The organism is Stenotrophomonas sp. (assembly GCF_035634915.1).
In the GTDB taxonomy this organism is placed as follows: Bacteria; Pseudomonadota; Gammaproteobacteria; order Xanthomonadales; family Xanthomonadaceae; genus Stenotrophomonas.
In genome coordinates this window covers 21,179-39,664 of the sequence record NZ_DASQCB010000010.1, presented here as the reverse complement: position 1 = coordinate 39,664, position 18,486 = coordinate 21,179, and the positions used below count along the sequence as shown (strand labels likewise).

At 67.1% G+C, this 18,486-nt stretch carries 17 protein-coding genes; all 17 read right to left on the bottom strand.

The features are described 5' to 3' along the window. Nucleotides 1-37: 37 nt before the first annotated feature. Nucleotides 38-1,543 (bottom strand): sigma-54 dependent transcriptional regulator, encoded by a 1,506-nt coding sequence (locus VER16_RS08020; protein WP_324806994.1) that lies wholly within the window; start codon nt 1,541-1,543, stop codon nt 38-40. Further along, a complete protein-coding gene (locus tag VER16_RS08015) occupies nt 1,540-1,917 on the bottom strand; it encodes a response regulator (protein ID WP_049460600.1) in 378 nt (125 codons plus the stop codon). The genes VER16_RS08020 and VER16_RS08015 overlap by 4 nt, the downstream gene beginning before the upstream one ends. A 14-nt stretch (nt 1,918-1,931) precedes the next feature. After that, nucleotides 1,932-3,341 carry an RNA polymerase factor sigma-54 gene (gene rpoN / locus VER16_RS08010; protein ID WP_324806991.1) on the bottom strand — a complete coding sequence of 470 codons (1,410 nt, stop codon included), beginning with the start codon at nt 3,339-3,341 and terminating at the stop codon, nt 1,932-1,934. Between the two features lie 361 nt (nt 3,342-3,702). Further along, nucleotides 3,703-4,335 carry a response regulator gene (locus tag VER16_RS08005; RefSeq protein ID WP_025879002.1) on the bottom strand — a complete coding sequence of 211 codons (633 nt, stop codon included), beginning with the start codon at nt 4,333-4,335 and terminating at the stop codon, nt 3,703-3,705. Between the two features lie 91 nt (nt 4,336-4,426). Further along, nucleotides 4,427-5,005: a PilZ domain-containing protein gene (locus VER16_RS08000; RefSeq protein ID WP_324806989.1), complete on the bottom strand. Its 579-nt coding sequence runs from the start codon at nt 5,003-5,005 to the stop codon at nt 4,427-4,429. Then, nucleotides 5,002-5,307: a hypothetical protein gene (locus VER16_RS07995; RefSeq protein ID WP_324806987.1), complete on the bottom strand. Its 306-nt coding sequence runs from the start codon at nt 5,305-5,307 to the stop codon at nt 5,002-5,004. Before VER16_RS07995 ends, VER16_RS08000 begins: the two co-directional genes overlap by 4 nt. A gap of 3 nt (nt 5,308-5,310) precedes the next feature. Then, the gene (fliS, locus tag VER16_RS07990) at nt 5,311-5,730 is read right to left on the bottom strand and encodes a flagellar export chaperone FliS (RefSeq protein ID WP_324806985.1); all 420 of its coding nucleotides are present in this window, start codon (nt 5,728-5,730) and stop codon (nt 5,311-5,313) included. Between the two features lie 143 nt (nt 5,731-5,873). Then, entirely contained in the window at nt 5,874-7,238 is a 1,365-nt protein-coding gene (gene fliD, locus VER16_RS07985) for a flagellar filament capping protein FliD (RefSeq protein WP_324806983.1), read from the bottom strand. A 181-nt stretch (nt 7,239-7,419) separates the two neighbouring features. After that, a complete protein-coding gene (locus VER16_RS07980) occupies nt 7,420-8,841 on the bottom strand; it encodes a flagellin (protein WP_324806981.1) in 1,422 nt (473 codons plus the stop codon). Nucleotides 8,842-9,069: 228 nt separating this feature from the next. Beyond that, nucleotides 9,070-10,488: a flagellin gene (locus VER16_RS07975; protein ID WP_324806979.1), complete on the bottom strand. Its 1,419-nt coding sequence runs from the start codon at nt 10,486-10,488 to the stop codon at nt 9,070-9,072. 99 nt (nt 10,489-10,587) lie between these two features. Next, complete coding sequence (gene flgL / locus VER16_RS07970) at nt 10,588-11,790, bottom strand: flagellar hook-associated protein FlgL (protein WP_324806977.1); 1,203 nt, start codon at nt 11,788-11,790, stop codon at nt 10,588-10,590. After that, nucleotides 11,787-13,667: a flagellar hook-associated protein FlgK gene (gene flgK / locus VER16_RS07965; protein WP_324806975.1), complete on the bottom strand. Its 1,881-nt coding sequence runs from the start codon at nt 13,665-13,667 to the stop codon at nt 11,787-11,789. Before flgK ends, flgL begins: the two co-directional genes overlap by 4 nt. A gap of 8 nt (nt 13,668-13,675) precedes the next feature. Then, nucleotides 13,676-14,887, bottom strand: coding sequence for a flagellar assembly peptidoglycan hydrolase FlgJ (gene flgJ, locus VER16_RS07960; protein WP_324806973.1), 1,212 nt, complete (start codon nt 14,885-14,887; stop codon nt 13,676-13,678). A gap of 1 nt (nt 14,888) precedes the next feature. Continuing rightward, nucleotides 14,889-16,040 carry a flagellar basal body P-ring protein FlgI gene (locus tag VER16_RS07955; protein ID WP_324806971.1) on the bottom strand — a complete coding sequence of 384 codons (1,152 nt, stop codon included), beginning with the start codon at nt 16,038-16,040 and terminating at the stop codon, nt 14,889-14,891. Between the two features lie 77 nt (nt 16,041-16,117). Further along, entirely contained in the window at nt 16,118-16,810 is a 693-nt protein-coding gene (gene flgH / locus VER16_RS07950; RefSeq protein WP_324806968.1) for a flagellar basal body L-ring protein FlgH, read from the bottom strand. Nucleotides 16,811-16,832: 22 nt separating this feature from the next. Next, the gene (flgG, locus tag VER16_RS07945; protein WP_324806966.1) at nt 16,833-17,618 is read right to left on the bottom strand and encodes a flagellar basal-body rod protein FlgG; all 786 of its coding nucleotides are present in this window, start codon (nt 17,616-17,618) and stop codon (nt 16,833-16,835) included. 103 nt (nt 17,619-17,721) lie between these two features. Further along, a complete protein-coding gene (locus tag VER16_RS07940) occupies nt 17,722-18,471 on the bottom strand; it encodes a flagellar basal body rod protein FlgF (RefSeq protein ID WP_324806964.1) in 750 nt (249 codons plus the stop codon). Between the last annotated feature and the right edge of the window lie 15 nt (nt 18,472-18,486).

Here is an 18,486-nt window from a genome sequence, read left to right as displayed (position 1 = left end):
AGGCCCGGGCGTTGCGTTCCCCTCGATTTGTCCGGCATCAGCCCGCCAGTTCGGCCGGCTCGCGTTCGATACCGTACTTGCGCAGCTTCTCCACCAGGGTGGTGCGGCGCAGGCCGAGCAGCTGGGCGGCGTGGGCGACCACGCCCTGGGTGCGTTCCAGTGCTTCGTTGATCAGGCCCAGCTCGATCGTGGCCATGTGGTTGCGCAGGTCCAGGCCGTCGTCGGGAAGGGCTGCCGGCGTAGTGCTGCGGCTCACGGCAATGCCGTGCTCCAGCACGGCCTGGCTGCCACTGCCCGGGGTGTGGAAGGAGAAGCTGCGCAGATCCAGGCGGTCGTCGCTGGCGGCCACCGGCGCCGGGGCAGGGGCTGCCACCGGTGCCAGCGCGGCATCGCCACGGTAGCGGGCCGGCAGATCCTGCACGCGCACCGAACCACCGGGGTGCAGCACCGCCAGGCGCTCGACCAGATTGGTCAGCTCGCGCACGTTGCCCGGCCATTCGTACCCGGCCAGGGCCTGCAGGGCCTCCGGGGTGAAGCGGACTTCGCCGCGGCCGGTGCGGCCCAGCTGGGTCGCGATGGTTTCCACCAGCGCCGGCAGGTCTTCGCGACGGTCGCGCAGCGCCGGCACTTCGATCGGGAACACGTTGAGGCGATAGAACAGATCCTCGCGGAACTTGCCCTCGGCAATGCGGGATTCCAGATCGCGGTGGGTTGCTGCCACCACGCGCACATTGCAGCGGATGGTCTGGTTGCCACCAACGCGCTCGAAGCTGCGTTCCTGCAGCACGCGCAGCAGCTTGACCTGCATGGGCAGGCTCATGTCGCCGATTTCGTCCAGCAGCAGAGTGCCACCCTCGGCCATTTCGAAACGGCCCTTGCGCGCGGTCAGCGCACCGGTGAAGGCACCCTTTTCGTGGCCGAACAGCTCACTTTCCAGCAGCTCGGCCGGAATGGCGCCGCAGTTGATGGCCACGAACGGACCATCACGGCGCGGCGAGCGCTGGTGGATCGAACGCGAAACCACTTCCTTGCCGGTGCCCGATTCGCCCAGCACCAGCACGGTGGTATCGAAGGCGGCCACCTGCTCGATCATGGTGCGCAGCCCGGTCACGGCCGGGCCGTTGCCGGTCGGGCCCTGGTCCTGGACTGCACCGGCCTGGTGTTCGGCATCCAGGCGCTTGAGGCTGGCGCGGCGCAGCAGGGCCTCCATCTGCGCATGGCGCAGCGGTGCTTCCAGCGGCCAGATGTTGGCTTCGTGCAGGCCGTGCTGGCGGGCAAACGCTGCTGCTTCGCCATCGGCCAGCAGCACCGGCGGCGGCAGGCTGCTGCCACCCAGCCAGGCGTACAGGGCGGTGCTGGCGGCGCTGTCGTCCAGGCTGCCGACGATCACCGCCATCCAGTCGTTCTGGCGCTGGCGGGCCAGGTCGAAGTCGGCCGCGTCGGACACCCAGCGCGGGTTGAAATCCATGAATTCCAGCAGGGCAACGGTGCGCTCGGCGCGCACGGCATCGTTGTCCAGCACAAGGATGCGCGATTCACTCACGATCGATCCTCCCTGAGGCCTTCCAGGATCGGCATGACTTCCTGGATGTACGACAACTTGCTGACGAAATTGTCGGCGCCGGCACGCAGCGCGTGTTCGCGGTGCTCGACGTCGTCGAAGTGGCTGGCGATCACGATGTACGGGGCATCATCCTGCGACTTGATCAGCCGGGTGGCCTGCAGGCCGCCCATTTCCGGCATGGCCAGGTCCATCAGTACCACCTGCGGGCGCAGCGACTCGGAGCGCTCGATGGCCTCCAGTCCATTGCCGGCGCTGCCGACGATCTGCAGCCAGTCGATCTTGCGGAAGTGACGCATCGCTGCGTTGATGAAACCTTCATGGTCATCGACGAGCAGCACGGTGAGCTTGTTCATGTCCAACATCCTTTTCAGCCCACGCGGGCCAGCTGTGGTTGCCTGGCGCTGAGCCGGCGCCGTTCGCGGGCCGGGGCGATATCCAGTTGTTCGCGGTATTTTGCGACGGTTCGGCGGGCAATGTTCACCCCCTGGCGTGAAAGCAGGCCGGCAATGGCTTCGTCGGCCAGCGGGCGACCGGCCGGTTCGGCGTCGATCAGGCGGCGGACCATCGCCTTCACGGCCTGGCCGGACACGCTTGCACCTTCCAGGCGCACCGCGAAGAAATGCTTCAGTTCGAAGGTGCCGCGCGGGGTCTGCAGGAACTTGCCGGTGGTGATGCGTGACACGGTGGATTCGTGCATGCCGATCTCCTCGGCCACTTCCTTCAGCGTCAGCGGCGCCATGGCTTCCTCGCCACGCACCAGGAACGCCGCCTGGCGCTCGACGATCACCCGCGCGGTGCGCAGCAGGGTGTCATAGCGCATCGACAGGCCGCGGCTGAACCAGCGTGCTTCCTGCAGCATTTCGCGCAGGGCCGGGGCGGCATCACTGGTTTCGGCCAGTGCCTGTTCGTAGTGGCTGTTGATCGACACGCGGCGGCTGGTGGCCGGGTTCAGCGCCACTTTCCACTGTCCATCGGCATGCCAGGCAACCACGTCCGGCACCACCACGGTGTTGCGCTCGGGCAACAGGCTGTCACCCGGTCGCGGCTGCAGCGACAGGATCAGGCGCACGGCCTCGCGCACATCCTCTACTTCGGCGTCATGCTGGCGGGCCAGGGCGGGGTAGTCATGTGCGGCCAGGGCATCCAGCGCGCCTTCCAGGATGCGCGCGGCCAGGTGCCGGGCCGGCACCACGCCATGCAGGCTGTAGAGCTGGGCCAGCAGGCATTCGCGCAGGTCCTGTGCGGCCATGCCGGCCGGCTCGCCGTGCAGCAGCTGCTGGCGGATGGCTTCCACGCCGGCACCGTCGATGTCGAACTGGGCACTGGCCAGCAGCTGCAACTGTTCACGCGGGGCCTGCAGGTAGCCGGCCTCGTCACACTGTTCCAGCCAGAAGGCGGCTACGGCCAGTTCGCGCTCGTCCAGGTCCAGCGCCAGGCGCTGCAGCACGCGCAGCTGCGGGTCGCTGGATTCGCCGGCGGCGATGCGCGCCATGCGGTCGTCGTCGCCGTCCTGCCAGGTGCTGCCGGCCACGTCCCACATCGATGCCTCGGGCAGCTCATCGAAGGCAGCGGTCTCCAGGGTGGTGGCGGTGACGTCGGTGGCGTCGGCGGCCGGTGCTTCGGCCTCCTCGATCTCCAGCAGCGGATTGGAATCCAGCAGGCGCTGGATTTCCTGTTCCAGGTGCAGGCCGTCCAGCTGCAGCAGCCGGATGGACTGCAGCAGCTGAGGGGTGAGGTGAAGTGTCTGGCCCAGCTGGGTCGAGAGTGCAGCTTTCATCGCAGTTCCCCGGCGCCGCTCCCCGACGCCTTGTGGAACACATCTTGCTTTTGATCCCGGGCAGGCGGAATCGGGGGGTTCCTGAGTGCACTGGTGGCATTCCTGACGGGTCGTAGGGATTTTCCTTACATCGCAGCGGGAATTTGACGATGCCCAGCGCCAAGTTGTTGATTTGAGGTGGACGGCTCGACCATGAGGTCGGTGGCGGCGTTGGAAATTCCGTCGGGGGGGGCGTCAGGGTGACGGCATTCCGTCGCCCCGGCGCTCTGTGTGGTCCACGGCGCGTGGTGGCGGCCGGCGGGGTAGAGTCGACTCTCAGTCGACTACCGCGCGAAGCGCGGCTTTTTCCCCCCGCACCCGGTCATTCAAGCTCGTGCTGGTGCCGTGCGGCCAACAGCAGCAGATCGTTGGCGCGGCGGCAGCCCAGCGATTCCATCATGCGGGCGCGGTGGGTCTCCACCGTCTTCACGCTGATGCCCAGATCGGCGGCGATTTCCTTGTTGCTTTCGCCCTTGCCGATACGGCGCAGGATCTCGCGCTGGCGCGGGGAAAGGGCAGCAATGCCGGTGGGCTTCTCGCGACCGAGCATCGGCGCCAGCATCTTGGCCGAGATCTGCGGGCTCAGGAATACCTGGCCGGCATGCGCGGCACGCAGCGCCAGTTCCAGCTCCTGCGGCGCGGCATCCTTGACCACGAAGCCCACGGCGCCACGATCCAGTGCATCACGCACATGGGCGGCGTCGTCGTGCATGGTCATCATCACGATGCGGGTACCGGGCGCGCGCAGTCGGATGTCGCTCAGCGCTTCCAGGCCGGTGCGGCCGGGCAGGGAAAGATCCATCAGAACCACGTCGGGGGCGTGCTGCAGGGCCATCTGCAGCGCCTGTTCGGCGTTGCTCGCCTCGGCTACCAGCTGCACGTCGGCAAACCCCTGCAGCAGCCGCGCCAGGCCGGCGCGAACCAGGGTGTGATCGTCGACGATGAGAACTCGCACAGGCACGCAGCAGATCCGTAAGGGGAGATCACCTTAACTTAGCTGAACGGGCGCGCCAAGGGTCGTCCGTCCCACTTCAGGCCAGCAGGTTTCAGCGCGCCCGCCGCGCCTCGGCCACCTGACGCCGATGCAAACGGAACAAGTGGCGTTCCATGGCCATTTCCAGGCCATCGCCGAGGCGATGGAAACGCAGCCACAGGAAGTGGCCGCCCCCGCCATCAGCGGCTTCGGCGATCACTTCCACTGGCAGGTCGATGTTGTCGGGCAGCCAGTCACTGGGCTGCAGGCGGACCACGCCGGCCTGGCCGGGCAGGGCGCCACTGCGCGGGCCCAGCTGCAGGCGGATGCCGCGGCGCGACCAGCGCACCGGGCGCAGGGTCAGGTCCTGGCCCTGCTGGCGCACCAGGCGGCCCAGCAGCACCATGGTCAGGTCCAGCTTGGCTTCCAGGCGCTGGATCTGCAGGCTCGCCTCGCTGCGTTCCTCGTGCTCGTCCACCCGGCTGTCTTCCACCAGCGCCAGGCTGCGCAGCAGGCCTTCGGCGCTGCTGGTACGGCCTGCGGCACTGCCCGCCTGGAACTCGGCCGGCAGGGCCAGCTCGCAGCTGAGCGTTTCATCGAACAGCTCGCTCTCGGCCGGGTGGTGCAGCGACGTGGTCGGCAGCAGGGTCATGCCAGCGATTCTGCCTTCAGGTACGCATGGGCTGCGCGAAGGGAGGTGCGGCCGGAGGAGAGGTGGCGGGCGGCGGTATCACGCAGCTCGCACATCTCGTCCATCACGGCGTGCTGCAGCGCCAGCAGGCGGGTGATCTCCTGGATGGAAATCGGCGAGATCGGGTGGGCGAACAGGCCGCGCACGTCGCGGTCGTAGTTCTCCACCAGGCGTTCGGCTTCGTCGTGCGAGCCGCTGTGCACGGCCGTGCGCAGGCCCTCCAACGACTGCGCCAGGGCCTGGATGCTCGCGGAAATGTCCATTGCTCAGGCCTCCGCGGCAGAGGCCGCGTGGCGCTGGTCCGCCGGAATGGCGGCCCAGGCGGACTCGATCTCGACCAGCAGACCCAGCACTTCCTGCAGCGCTGCCGGGTCGTTGTGCAGGTTGGCCTCGGTCAGGCGCTGCATCATGTATTCGTAGAGCGATGACAGGTTGCCGGCGATCTCACCACCGGCCTCATGGTCGATCGAGCCGTTGAGGTGGCCGACGATCGCGCAGGCCTCGCCGATCGCACGGCCCTTGCGGGCCTGGTCGCCCTGGCTGAGTGCCGCTTCGGCGCGGCGCACGCGCTCGCACGCACCGCCCAGCAGCATGGCGACAAGCTTGTGCGGGTCGGCTTCGGTGGCGCTGCTGGAAACACCGACCTTGCGGTATTGCTCAGCGAACTGGCGGCTGGTGCCGTGCATGGTTTCTTCTCCTGGATCCTGTCAGCGGCGCGACCACAAGTGCGCGATGCAACCGCTGGCGACGGCAGGCGCGCATCACGCCTGGCTACGGGTTGTTCTTGATATCGGCGCAGGTGGGGCAACTCTTGAGTGGCCCGTTGCGGTCATTTGCTGGTCTTGGACTGCAGCGACGCCAACTGCTGGGTCAGGTAATCGCTGGTGCTCTGCATCTGCGCGACCAGCGTGTCCATGGCGGTGAACTGCGCGGTGTAGCGGGCAGAGACCTTTTCCATGCGCGCGTCCAGGTCGTCCAGTTCCTTTTCCAGGGTCTTGATCTGCTTGTTCAGCGAGGTGGTGCGCTGGGTCAGAGTGCCTTGGGTGCTGTCCAGCTGGCTCTTCAGCATCGTCTGCATGCTGGTGGTCAGCGTGCCCTTCTCGCCGAACAGCGCATCGGCCGACGAAGGATCGGCAGCCATGGCCTTGTCGAAGGTGGCCGAATCAAAGGCGAGCGAGCCATCCTTGCCGATGGTCACGCCCAGCGCCTTCAGCTGGTTGACGTTGGCACTCATCTGCCCGCGCAGCTGCTGCTGCAGGCCGCGCACCATGGAATCGCCGGTCAGTACCGAGGCCGTCTCGGTGGTTGCGTCGTATGCGCTGGCCGATTTCAGCATGCTGCTGGTGGCGTTGTAGGCGGCGATGAAGGCCTGCAGATTGGTCTTCATCGGCGTGTTGTCCTGCGCCACGGTCAAGGTCTTGGTGGTACCAGCATCGGCCTTGGTGACGGTCAGGGTGACGCCGGGAATGATGTCGGCGATGGTGTTGCTGCTGGAGGTACGGGTGAAGCCGTCGACCTTGACCACCGCATCGGTGGGTTCCACCGTCTGGGTCAGGCCACCGCTGGTGCCGTCCCAGGTCAGCTGGTCCAGGCCGCCATTGCCGCCGGTGGTGCTCAGCGTGATGGCGCCCTTGGTGCCCGAGTCGACGGCGTTCAGCACCAGGTGCTGGCCATCATCGGCGGTGATGACGCTGGCGCTGACGCCCTTGCCGCCGGCCGCACTGTTGATGGCCGAGGCGATGTCACTCAGCGTGCCCTTGTCGGACACCTCGATGGACAGCGTCTTGTCGCCGTAGGCGACCGTCAGCGTGCCCGTGCCGATGTGGGTGTCCTTGCTGAACGCAGCCGAGGTCAGCTTCTGGTTCTGCGAGAGGCTGACCACCTCGATGTTGTGCGTGCCGGCCGTGGCCAGCGTCTTGCCGGTGGTGGCATCCGTGGCGATGGCGGCGGTGAAGCCGGCATTCTCGGCAGGCGTGGCCTTGAAGGTCGGGCGCGAGGCGCTCTTGGAGAACGTCTCCAGGGCAGTCTGCAGGCTGGTCAGCGAACTCTTGATGCTGCCCAGTGCCGACAATTTGGCGGTCGCCGCCGTTCCCGCCGTATTGATCCGGGTTTCGGTCGGCTTGCGTTCGGCCGCAACCAGCTGGGCGACGATGGTGGTGACGTCGAGGCCGGAGCCTACAGTGCTTAGTGCCATGGGAGTTCCTTGCGAGATGCCGGTATTCCGAACACCGCCGGCCCATAGGGAATATCGGCCGGTGCGTGGCTCACTTGAGCCGTTCGGAGGGTTGTCATGCACCCGCTCCTGCAATGGCCGTGCCAGAACGCATGAAGCCCGCTTGCGCGGGCCTCATGGAGGTCGGGCCGGAGGCCTTTCCTTACTGGAGCAGGCTCAGCACGCTCTGCGAGGAGCTGTTGGCCTGGGCCAGCATCGCGGTACCGGCCTGCTGCAGGATCTGCGTGCGGGTCAGTTCAGCGGTTTCCTTGGCGTAGTCGGTGTCGCGGATGCGGCTGCGCGAGGCCGACAGGTTCTCCGAGGAGGTCTGCAGGTTGGCCACCACCGAGGTGAAGCGGTTCTGCACCGCACCCAGGTCGGCGCGCGAGGAGTTGATGGTCTTCAGCGCGGCGTCGACGGCATTCATGGCCTTGGTGGCGCCATCGACGGTGCTGATGTCCACGGCGCTCATCGACACGCCGGTATCGGCGATGACAGTGCCGGCAGCGAAGGTGCCCTGGCCGGTGATGCTGACGGCGTTGTCGGTGCCCAGCGCCTTGCCGGCGTAGCTCACGTTGTAGGTCGAACGGGTGGTGGCGGCGTCGGCCAGGCCGAAGGCTTCCATCGTCGAACCGGTGGCGGTGCCAGCAGCGAAGCCGGTGGTGATGTTGCGGCCGTCGGCAGCCACCAGGTCCAGGCCATTGCCGTTGTCGACAGCGGTCACGCCGGTCACCGAGGACTGGGCGTTGATGGCGGCCAGGGCGTTGGAGCGGTTGGTGCTGGCGTTGGTGGTGGTGGCCACTTCAATGGTCACGCCATTGACGGTCACCTGGGCCTTGCCAGCCGCGGTCACGCCGGAGGCATCGGCGGCCACGCCGTCGACCGAGGTCTTGTTGGCGGTGGCGGTCAGGCCCGAGATGCCGGCCTTGTTCAGTGCGGCAGCCATGGCCTTGGCGTCGTTGTCGACCGAGCCGAGGTCGACCGAATGGCCGGCGCCCAAGCTGATGGAGGTGGCGCTGGCGGTGGCGCTGGTGCCCACGGCCTGGTCGGAGACCGAGAAGCCGGTGTACTTGCCCAGGGCCGAGGTGCGCGCATTGGCGATGCCCGAGATGTCGATGGTCTGGCCGGCGTTGGCGCCGATCTGGAAGGACTTGCTGCCGAAGCTGCCGTCCAGCAGCTTGGTGCCGTTGAAGTCGGTCTGGGTGGCGACGCGGTCGATTTCCGAGACCAGCTGGGTGACTTCGGCCTGCAGGGCGGCGCGGTCGGAGTCGGAGTTGGTGGCGTTGGCGGACTGGACGGCCAGTTCGCGGATACGCTGCAGGTTGTTGCCGATTTCGGTCATCGCGCCTTCAGCGGTCTGCGCCAGCGAGATGCCGTCGTTGGCGTTGCGCGAGGCAACGTCCAAGCCGCGGATCTGGGTGGTGAAGCGCTCGGAGATCGCCAGGCCGGCGGCATCGTCCTTGGCGCTGTTGATGCGCAGGCCGGACGACAGGCGCTGGATGGTCGTAGCCAGCGAAGCACCGCTGGTGCCCAGGTTGCGCTGGGCATTGAGCGACATGATGTTGGTGTTGATGACTTGTGCCATGGTGGCGATTTCCTCTTTGGCGTTAGACCCGGAAGCTGTGTCCGGTACCTTTGCAGCTGGGCGGGGAGAGTCTGCAATGCCGCTGCTGATACCAATAACGGCAACCCATCCCGGGCCTTTAGAGGGAATTGACAATTCATGGCGGCCCGCTCATTGCCGGCCTGTGATCTGCCTGAATGACAAGGGCCCTCCAATGGAGGGCCCTGACGATGCAGCAGGCAGCAGGGCTTACTGCTGCAGCAGGCTCAGCACGCTCTGGGTGGAGGTGTTGGCCTGGGCCAGCATGGCGGTACCGGCCTGCTGCAGGATCTGCGTGCGGGTCAGTTCGGCCGTTTCCTTGGCGTAGTCGGCATCGCGGATACGGCTGCGCGAGGCGGACAGGTTTTCCGAGGTGGTCTGCAGGTTGGCGATGGTCGAGGTGAAGCGGTTCTGCACCGCACCCAGATCGGCGCGCGAGGAGTTGATGGTCTTCAGCGCCGCATCCACCGCGTTCAGTGCCTTGGTCGCGCCATCAACGGTGCTGATGTCCACCGCATTCATGGCCACGCCGGTGGATGCCACCACGGTGCCTGCCGGCACGTCGGTCTGGCCGGTGATGGCGATGACGTTGTCGCTGCCCAGCGCCACGCCGGCGTAGTCCAGGTTGTAGGTGGAACGGGTGGTGCCAGCGGCAGCCATGCCAAAGGCGGCCATCGTCGCGCCGGTGGTGTTGTCGTCGAAGGCGGTGGTGATGTTGCGGCCGTCGGCGGCCACCAGCTCCACGCCGCTGCCGTTGTCCACGGCGGTGACGCCGGTGACCGACGACTGCGCATTGATGGCGGCCAATGCATTGGCGCGGTTGGTGCTTGCGTTGCCCGTCACGGCGACGTTGATGGCGACGTTGTTGACGGTGATGGTGGTCTGGCCCGCAGTGATGCCGGTGACGTCGGCCGTGGCCGAGGCCACCTTGTTCGCATTGACGGTGGCGCTCAGGCCATCAATGCCAGCGTTCTTCAGCGCGGCCACCATGGCCTTGGCATCGTTGTCGATGGTGCCCAGGCTGACCGAGTGACCGGCGCCCAGGCTGATGGTGGTGGCGGTAGCGGTGTTGCTGGTGCCCACCGCCTGGTTCTGCACCGAGAAGCCGGTGTACATGCCCAGCGCCGAGGTGCGCGCACTGGCAATGGCATCGATGCTGATGGTCTGGCCGGCGTTGGCGCCGATCTGGAAGATCTGCGAGGAGAAGGTGCCATCCAGCAGCTTGGTGCCGTTGAAATCGGTCTGGGTGGCAACGCGGTCGATTTCCGAAACCAGCTGCGAGACTTCGGCCTGCAGGGCGGCACGGTCCGAGGCCGAGTTGGTGGCGTTGGCCGACTGCACGGCCAGCTCACGGATGCGCTGCAGGTTGTTGCCGATTTCGGTCATCGCGCCTTCGGCGGTCTGCGCCAGCGAAATGCCGTCGTTGGCGTTGCGGGCAGCAACGTCCAGGCCACGGATCTGGGTGGTGAAGCGCTCGGAGATCGCCAGGCCGGCGGCATCGTCCTTTGCGCTGTTGATGCGCAGGCCCGAAGACAGGCGCTGGATCGAGGTCGCCAACGACGCACCGGAGGTGTTCAGGTTGCGCTGTGCGTTGAGCGACATGATGTTGGTGTTGATGACTTGTGCCATGGTCTTTCTCCAGTGAGTGTGGCGTTACAGCGTCGATCTTCGGATTCGAAGTGTCAGGGGAGGGCGGAATGCCCTGAAACGGTGTTGGGCGAAGCGGTATCAGCGGATCATGTTGAACAGCGACATGGTCTGCATCTGCGAGAACATGGTCTGTGCAGCCTGCAACGCAGCGCTTTCCAGCTTGTATTGGCTGATGGCATCGGCGTAGTCGAGGTCACGCATTCCAGAGAGCGTTGTCTTCAGGCTGACGGCATTGGATTCCCGCAGCGATTCGGCGTTGTCGATCGCAGTCAATTGCGCGCCGCCCGAAGCACGCGCATCGATCATGGCTTCCGCGGCGCGGGCGACGTCGCGGGTCCCGGTCTGCAGCAGGTTCTGCTGCGCGGCGCGGGCTTCGGGGGTGGACGTGTCCATGTCCAGGGCGGCCACCAGCTGATCGACGGTGGCAAAGATGTCGCGGGTCGTTGAAGGGCCCGCGTTGAAGGTGTCGCCGGCGGCGGGCGCGCCTTCCAGGGTCACGCGCATGCCGCCGAACACGATGTCTTCGCCGGCGGTGTAGGTGCCGATGGAGACCACGGTTCCGCTCGCATCGCGGACCTCGTAGGCGTCGGTGGCGGTGAAGGCGATGGTGTAGCTCTCGCCGTTCCAGCTGGAGGTGCCGTCGCGGCCGATGTTGGTCAGGATGCCCGTGCCGGTGTTGGCGGTGCTGGCGCTGCCATCGACCGTGCCGTCGCCGGTACGCAGGCGCATGAAGATCTCGCTGCCGGGCAGGGCGTCGCCCACGAACGTACCGGGGGCTACTTCGACCTGGCGCTGGGTCTGGTCACCGCTGTAGGTGACCGTGCCGTTGGCCAGCGAGAACGGCGCCGAATCGCCGTTGGTGCCGCCGAACAGATAGCGGCCGGTGCCATCGGTGCTGTTGGCCAGCGCCAGCAGCGCATCCTTCACCGAGCGCAGCTCGGAGGCCACGCCCTGCAGGTCGGCGCTGGACAATGCGGGGTTGCTGGCCTGCAGGGTCAGCTCGGTGATGCGCGACATCATTTCGCCGGCTTCGGCCAGGGCGTTTTCCTGCAGGCCCAGACGGTTCTGCACGACGTTGGCATTCTTGCCCAGCTGGTCCAGCGCGGCCACCGCACGGTCCAGCGACACCGCGGTACCGGCGGCGACCGGATCGTCCTTGGCGCTGACCAGTTTGCTGCCGGTGGCCAGCTGCTGTTCCAGATGGTTCAGCTTGCTCTGCTTGGCCATCATCAGCGAAACGGACTGGTTGAAGACCATGCCGGTGGAGATTCGATTGTTCATCGCGATACGGCTCCCAGGATGGTCTGGAACATGTTGTCGGCGGTCGAGATCAGCTGCGATGCGGCCTGGTAGGCCTGCTGCAGGCGCAACATGTCAGCGGCCTCTTCGTCCAGGTTCACCCCGGAAATCGAGTCGCGCGCCGACTGCGCCTGGTCGGTGATGACCTGCTGCGCGTCAAGCGAGTATTCGGCCGCACGTGCGGCCGCGCCGACCTGGGTGGTCAGCCCACCCAGCGCCCCGTTGAGGGTGATGGTGCCGGCGTTGAACGCCTTGGTATCCTCGACCTTGGCCATGGCCAGGGCGTTGCTGTTGTCGGACGAGCCGACCGGCGTCGGGGAGATGTTGAACACGTCGCCCGCCTTGGGCGCGCCGTCCAGCACGAAACTCCAGCCGTTGGCCGAGATGGTCTGGCCGGGCGTATAGGTGAACGGGCCATCGCCATCGATGGTGTACTCGGTGCCCGAGGTGAACACGATCGCTGCGGCGCTGCGCAGGTTGGCGTTGCCGGCGTCGGTCACCTTCACGTCGGTCAGCTTGCCGGTACCGGTGTTGGTCAGCGCAGCGCTGCCCTTGACGGGTGCAGCGGCGGCCAGGCGCGAGGTATCGGTGATGGCCACGCTGATGCTGCCGGCCACGCCCGCGGTGGGCTGCAGCAGGAAGCGGTCGTTGGCGGCAGGCGTGCCGCTGACCACCAGCTGCACGCCGTTGACCACCAGCGGATCGGCGGCGGTACCGGTACCGGTCATCGCCACGCTGGCGCCGGTGTCCGAGCGCACCGCCTGCCACTGGGTGCCGTTGTACTTCAGCACGATGTCCTGCGCATCCAGCGAGGACAGATCGCCATAGCTGGCGGTAATGGACGCGGTGCCGGTGTTGCTGGTGTTGTTGGTGACGCGGGGGCTGCCGATGTTGAACAGATCGCCGCCCATGTTGCCGTACAGGTCCACGCCGTTGCGGTGGGACTCGTTGAACGTGGTGGCCAGGCCGATGGCCAGCTTGCCCAGCTCGGCCTGGGCCGGCGTCAGGATCGTGTCGCGGAATTCGAGCATGCCGCCGACCTGCCCGCCCAGCGCCTTGCTGTCCAAGGTGATCGTGTTGCCCTGGGTCTGCAGCGCCAGCTGCAGCCGCTCAGGCTGGTACGGATCGCTGACCGTGGTCACCTTGGAAGCGGTGGTGCCGACCACCAGGGCCTGGCCACCGGCGGTGTAGACGTTCAGGGTGCCGCCGTCCTGGGCCACGGCGGTGCCGCCGGTGTAGCCCACCAGGTTGGCGATCAGCTGGTCGCGGCGGTCCAGCAGGTCCGGTGCCGCAGTGGTGGCATTGCCGCCGATGGCACCGTTGAGCTGGGCAATCTCCGCCGCCAGGCGGTTGATCTCGGTGGCCGCCGCGGTCAGGCCGTTGTTGACCTCGCCGTTGAGCGTGTCGAGGCTGGTGTTGAGCTGCTGGAAGCGATTGGCCAGGGTGCCGGCGCTGTCCAGCACGTTCTGCCGGTCGGCGCTGCCGGAGGCATTGGAGGACAGTCCGCTGACCGAATCGAAGAAGCTGGACCAGACGCCGGCCACATTGGTCGCCGAATCAGAGAACAGGGCGTCGACACGGTCGGCCATGCTCGACAGCTGCTTCAGGCGTGCCAGTTCGCCGCTGCTGTCGAGCAGCCGCGAAATCGCCAGCTGGTCGGCGGTGCGGCGGATATCGACGATGCGGGTACCGTTGCCGACGTCACCGTAGCCGTAGTTCTGCGGATCGGCAGTGGCGAAGTCGACCTTCTGCCGGCTGTAGCCGGCCGTGTTGATGTTGGCGACGTTGTGGCTGGTGGTCGCCAACGCACGCTGGAAGGCGAGCAGGGCACTGGTACCGGTGGAAAGGACGCTGGACATGGGGTTCCTCAACGACGGGTGATACCCAGCGCCGCAGTTGCGGTGCTGGCGAAGGTCTGGCCAAGGCGGGTGCCGGCGTCGGCCACGGCGGCCACGGCACGCTCGATGGTCGGTCCACCGGCGATGGCGGCGATCTTGGCGGCGTAGCGCGGGTCGGTTGCATAACCGGCGCGCTGCAGTCCCCGGGCAAAGCCCTGCACATCGGTACCGGCCTGCAGGGCCTGCTGGTAGCGCGGGCTGGTCTTCAGCAGGCGCACGTAATCGGCAAAGCTCTCTGCCGGCGTGCTGTAGGCGCGGAAGCTGGCAGTTTCGTTGCGGCGCACGCCATCTACGTACTCGTGGGTGCCGGCCACGGCGCTCTGGCCCTTCCAGCCGGTGGCCTTGATGCCGAACAGGTTGTGCGACACGCTGCCGTCGGCATGCTTGATCTGGCGCTTGCCCCAGCCGGTTTCCAGCGCGGCCTGGGCAACCAGGGCGCGGGCGTCCACGCCCAACTCCTTGGCTGCGCTCTGTGCGTGTTCCCAGATGCTGGCCACGAAACCTTCGGGCGTGTTCGCGCCCAGCTGGGCCACGGCGGTGCGGGTGGCCAGGGCATCGGCCGGCGTGCCGATGCTGCCGCGGTTGCTGGCAGTGGCGGCCCATTGGTCGTTGCTGGCGGCCCAGTCGCTGCCGTCGATGCTGCCGGCGTACGGATCGCTGGTGCCCAGCGCACGATGCATGCTGCTGCTGTCGCGGCCGGCGATCAGGTCCAGGGCCTGTTCCATCGGTGCCAGCGCCGGGCTGATCGCTGCCTGCGCGCCGTCCTGCGCGCCGGCCGCCATCTGCTGCAGCATGCGTACGGCCTGGCTGGCATCATCCAACGACAGCGCGGGAGCCGCGTGGGCCGGTGCATTCAGCTGGTACGCGCGGCTGGCCTTGGCCGGGTCCACGCGGGTGTCCAGCGCCGGGCCATCGGCCTGCTGGCCGGACAGCTGGCGGCTGATCATCGACGACAGCCCCAGGCCTTTGCCGCGGGTCATCGCCTCGGCGATCTTCTGGTCGTACATCTCCCGGAACATCTTGTTTTCACCGGGGAACAGCGAATCGCCAAAGCTGGCATCGCGCATGCTCTTGACCAGCATCTGTGCGAACTGGCCTTCCAGCTGGCGGGCGACCTTGTCGACCTTGGCCGGGTCGGTCTGCTGTGCAGGGTTCAGTTCAAAGGCGGGGTTGATGCGCATGTCAGATCACCTCGAGTTCGGCGCTCAGGGCGCCGGCCTGCTTCAGTGCTTCCAGGATCGCGATCAGGTCGCCCGGGGCAGCGCCCACGGCGTTCACGGCATGCACGATTTCATCCAGCGTGGTGCCGCCGTTGAACTTGAACATGCGGCTGCCATCGTTGGTGGCCGTCACGGTGGACTGCGGCGTGACCACGGTCTGCCCGCCAGCGAACGCGTTGGGCTGGCTGACGTTGGCGTTCTCCTGGATGGTGACCGTGAGCGAGCCATGCGAGATGGCGGCCGGGCCCACGCGCACCTGCTGGCCGATGACCACGGTGCCGGTGCGCGAGTTGACCACCACCTTGGCCGGCGCGCTGCCCGGCGTCAGTTCCAGGTTCTCGATGCGGGCCAGCAGGCCGATCCGAGCGCCCGGATCGGTCGGGGCGGCCACGGCCACGGTCACGCCATCCACGGCACGCGCGGCACCTTCACCGAAGGCGTTGTTGAGTGCGGCGACCATGCGCGCAACGGTGGTGAAATCACCGTTGTGCAGGTTCAGGGTGATGTCGCCGCCGTTGGCCAGCGGGTCGGGCAGGGCACGTTCAACGGTGGCACCGTTGGGAATGCGGCCCACGCTCGGCACGTTGACCGAAACGCGCGAGCCATCCTTGCCCTGCGCGCCGAAGCCGCCGACGATCAGGTTGCCCTGGGCGATCGCATAGATCTGCCCATCGGCACCGCGCAGCGGCGCCATCAGCAGCGAGCCACCGCGCAGCGACACCGCGTTGCCGATGGACGACACAGTGATATCGATCGGCTGGCCAGGCTTGGCGAACGCCGGCAGCTCGGCGTGGATGGCCACGGCCGCCACGTTCTTCAGCTGCGGGTTGACGTTGGCCGGCACGTTCACGCCCAGCTCGCCCAGCAGGTTCTTCAGGCTCTGCACGGTGAAGGGCGCCTGGCTGGTGCGGTCGCCGCTGCCATCCAGGCCGACCACCAGGCCGTAGCCCACCAGCGCGTTGCCACGCACGCCGCCCACCTGGGCCAGGTCCTTGATGCGTTCGGCGCTGGCGGGCGCTGCCACTGCCAGGAGCAGGAAAAATGATCCGTAGAGCGACGCCGCGCCCCATGACCGACGTGCGCCGGTTGGAAGAACGCGTCGCCACGCGCCCATGACCGGCCGCGCCGGCTCGGGGCATGATTCATTGCGTCGCTGCAGGAAATATCGGAATGAAGGCTTCATGGCCATGCTCAGAACGGCGTCAGGCCGGAGTTGAAGAAGCGGCTCAGCCAGCCCATGGCATTGGACTGCGCCACCGGGCCACGGCCGCCGTAGACGATGCGGGCTTCAGCCACGCGGCTGGACGGAATGCTGTTGTCGGCGGCGATATCGCCCGGGCGCACGATGCCCTGCACCTGCACCAGCTCATCGCCCTGGTTCAGCCGCAGGTTCTTCTGCCCCTGCACGACCAGGTTGCCGTTGGGCAGGCGCTGCACCACGGTCACCGTCACGCTGCCCTGCAGGCGGTTGCTCTGCGCGCTGTTGCCCTTGCCGGTGAAATCACGCTTGCCGCTGGCCGTGGCGCTGAGGATGTCCTTGCCGCCCAGGGTGACCGGCGCGCCGAAGATCGACGGCGTGCCCAGGCTCAGGTTCGATTCCTTGTTGGTGGCGGTGTTGGCGCTGGTGGTTGCCGTGGTGTTTTCCAGCAGGGTGATGGTCAGCAGATCACCGACATCGCGGGCGCGGCGGTCCGAGTACAGCTGCAGTGTCGGGCCGGCAGCGTAGATCGCACCCGCGGTGGGTGCGGCCTGCGGCGGCATGATCGGCTGGATGGGCGCCATGGCCGGGTAGGGGCGCACGTCGCCGGCGATCACGCAGCCGCCCAGCAGGGCGGTCACGGCGCAGGGCAGAGCGAAGCGGGCAAGTGTGGAGAGCGGCGACATGGCGGTATCCCGGTAGCTGCGATCAGACGTTCTGGTTCAGGTAGCCGAGCATCGCGTCGGTGGTCGAAATGGCCTTGGCGTTCATTTCGTAGGCGCGCTGGGTTTCGATCATCGACACCAGCTCTTCCACCACGTTCACGTTGCTGCCTTCCAGCGCGCCCTGGACCACGGTGCCCAGTCCGTTGAGGCCGGGGTTGCCGTTCTGCGCCGGGCCCGAGGCGGTGGTTTCCAGGAACAGGTTTTCACCGCGTGCCTGCAGGCCGGCGGGATTGACGAAGTCGGTCAGGGTCAACGCGCCCACTTCGACCGACGCGGCGTCGTCGGCCATCTTCACGCTGATGGTGCCGTCGCTGCCGATCGTGACGGTCTGCGCGCCCTCGGGAATCTGGATGCCCGGCTGCAGCGGATAGCCGCTGTTGGTGACCAGCTCGCTGTCCTGGTTGATCTTGAACGAGCCATCGCGGGTGTAGGCCGAGCTGCCGTCGGGCATCTGCACTTCGAAGAAGCCGCGGCCGTTGACCATCACGTCCAGGGCGCGGCCGGTCTGCTGCTGGCTGCCCTGTTCGAAGTTCTTGGCCGTGGCCACCACGCGCACACCGGTACCGATCTGCAGGCCGGTCGGCAGCTGGGTCTGTGCCGAGGACGAGCCGCCGGGCTGGCGCACCTGCTGGTACAGCAGGTCCTCGAAGCTGGCACGATCCTGCTTGAAACCGGTGGTATTGGTGTTGGCGAGGTTGTTGGATACCACCGACATGCGCATCTGCTGCGCATCCAGTCCGGTTTTCGCGATCCACAATGCCTGGTTCATCTTCGAAGTCCTGTCTGGGTGAAGCCGGCCGCGTGGTGCGGCCCTTGGGTGAAGTAGTGCAAGCGGTGTGCCAGTTGCGGCGGGTGCAGGTGCCGGAAATCCGTCAGCTGCCCAGGCGCAACAGGCTGTTGGCGCTGCGCGCGTTCTCATCGCCGTGCTTGATCACCTGCACCTGCATTTCGTACTGGCGCTGCAGCTGGATCATCTGCACCAGCGCACCGGCGGCATCGACATTGCTGCCCTCCAGCTGGCCGCTGTGCACCGTCGGCCCCTGGGCCTGTGCGAACGGTTGCTGCGGGTCGGTGTTGCGGAACAGGCCATCCAGGCGGCGTTCGAGGCGTTCATCGGCGGCCTGCACGATCTTGACCCGGCCGACCATCGCCATCGTCTGCGGGCCTTCGCCCTGCGGGATGATCGAGATCGTGCCGTCGTTGCCGACTTCCATCGCTTGGTAGGGCGGGATGGCGATGGGGTTGTTGTTTTCATCCAGCACCGGGCGGCCGCTGGACGTCACCAGCTGGCCGTTCGGGGTGACCGACAGCGCGGCGCCGCGGGTGTACGCCTCGCTGCCGTCGGTGGCCTGCACGGCCAGCCAGGTTCCGGTCTGCAGTGACAGGTCCAGCGGCTTGCCGGTGATGTGCTGCGCGCCGGCGGTGCGGTTGAAGCCGGCGTCGACGTGCAGCGCATCCACCCGCGAGGCAAAGCCCTGGCCACGGATCGGGAAGGCTTCGGTGTTGGCCAGCGCTTCCTTGAAGCCGGGGGTGTCCGAGTTGGCGAGGTTGTGGCTGAGCGTTCCCTGCGCCTGCAGGGATGCGCGGGCGCCGGTCATCGCAACGTAAAGGGCTTTATCCATGGGGGGCGTTCCGTG

Bases quoted from the DNA above. Each gene is read 5' to 3' on its own strand.
- VER16_RS08015 (WP_049460600.1), bottom strand. From the start codon at position 1,917: ATGAACAAGCTCACCGTGCTGCTCGTCGATGACCATGAAGGTTTCATC.
- rpoN (WP_324806991.1), bottom strand. From the start codon at position 3,341: ATGAAAGCTGCACTCTCGACCCAGCTGGGCCAGACACTTCACCTCACC.
- VER16_RS08000 (WP_324806989.1), bottom strand. From the start codon at position 5,005: ATGACCCTGCTGCCGACCACGTCGCTGCACCACCCGGCCGAGAGCGAG.
- VER16_RS07995 (WP_324806987.1), bottom strand. From the start codon at position 5,307: ATGGACATTTCCGCGAGCATCCAGGCCCTGGCGCAGTCGTTGGAGGGC.
- fliS (WP_324806985.1), bottom strand. From the start codon at position 5,730: ATGCACGGCACCAGCCGCCAGTTCGCTGAGCAATACCGCAAGGTCGGT.
- fliD (WP_324806983.1), bottom strand. From the start codon at position 7,238: ATGGCACTAAGCACTGTAGGCTCCGGCCTCGACGTCACCACCATCGTC.
- VER16_RS07980 (WP_324806981.1), bottom strand. From the start codon at position 8,841: ATGGCACAAGTCATCAACACCAACATCATGTCGCTCAATGCCCAGCGC.
- VER16_RS07975 (WP_324806979.1), bottom strand. From the start codon at position 10,488: ATGGCACAAGTCATCAACACCAACATCATGTCGCTCAACGCACAGCGC.
- flgL (WP_324806977.1), bottom strand. From the start codon at position 11,790: ATGAACAATCGAATCTCCACCGGCATGGTCTTCAACCAGTCCGTTTCG.
- flgK (WP_324806975.1), bottom strand. From the start codon at position 13,667: ATGTCCAGCGTCCTTTCCACCGGTACCAGTGCCCTGCTCGCCTTCCAG.
- flgJ (WP_324806973.1), bottom strand. From the start codon at position 14,887: ATGCGCATCAACCCCGCCTTTGAACTGAACCCTGCACAGCAGACCGAC.
- VER16_RS07955 (WP_324806971.1), bottom strand. From the start codon at position 16,040: ATGGGCGCGTGGCGACGCGTTCTTCCAACCGGCGCACGTCGGTCATGG.
- flgH (WP_324806968.1), bottom strand. From the start codon at position 16,810: ATGTCGCCGCTCTCCACACTTGCCCGCTTCGCTCTGCCCTGCGCCGTG.
- flgG (WP_324806966.1), bottom strand. From the start codon at position 17,618: ATGAACCAGGCATTGTGGATCGCGAAAACCGGACTGGATGCGCAGCAG.
- VER16_RS07940 (WP_324806964.1), bottom strand. From the start codon at position 18,471: ATGGATAAAGCCCTTTACGTTGCGATGACCGGCGCCCGCGCATCCCTG.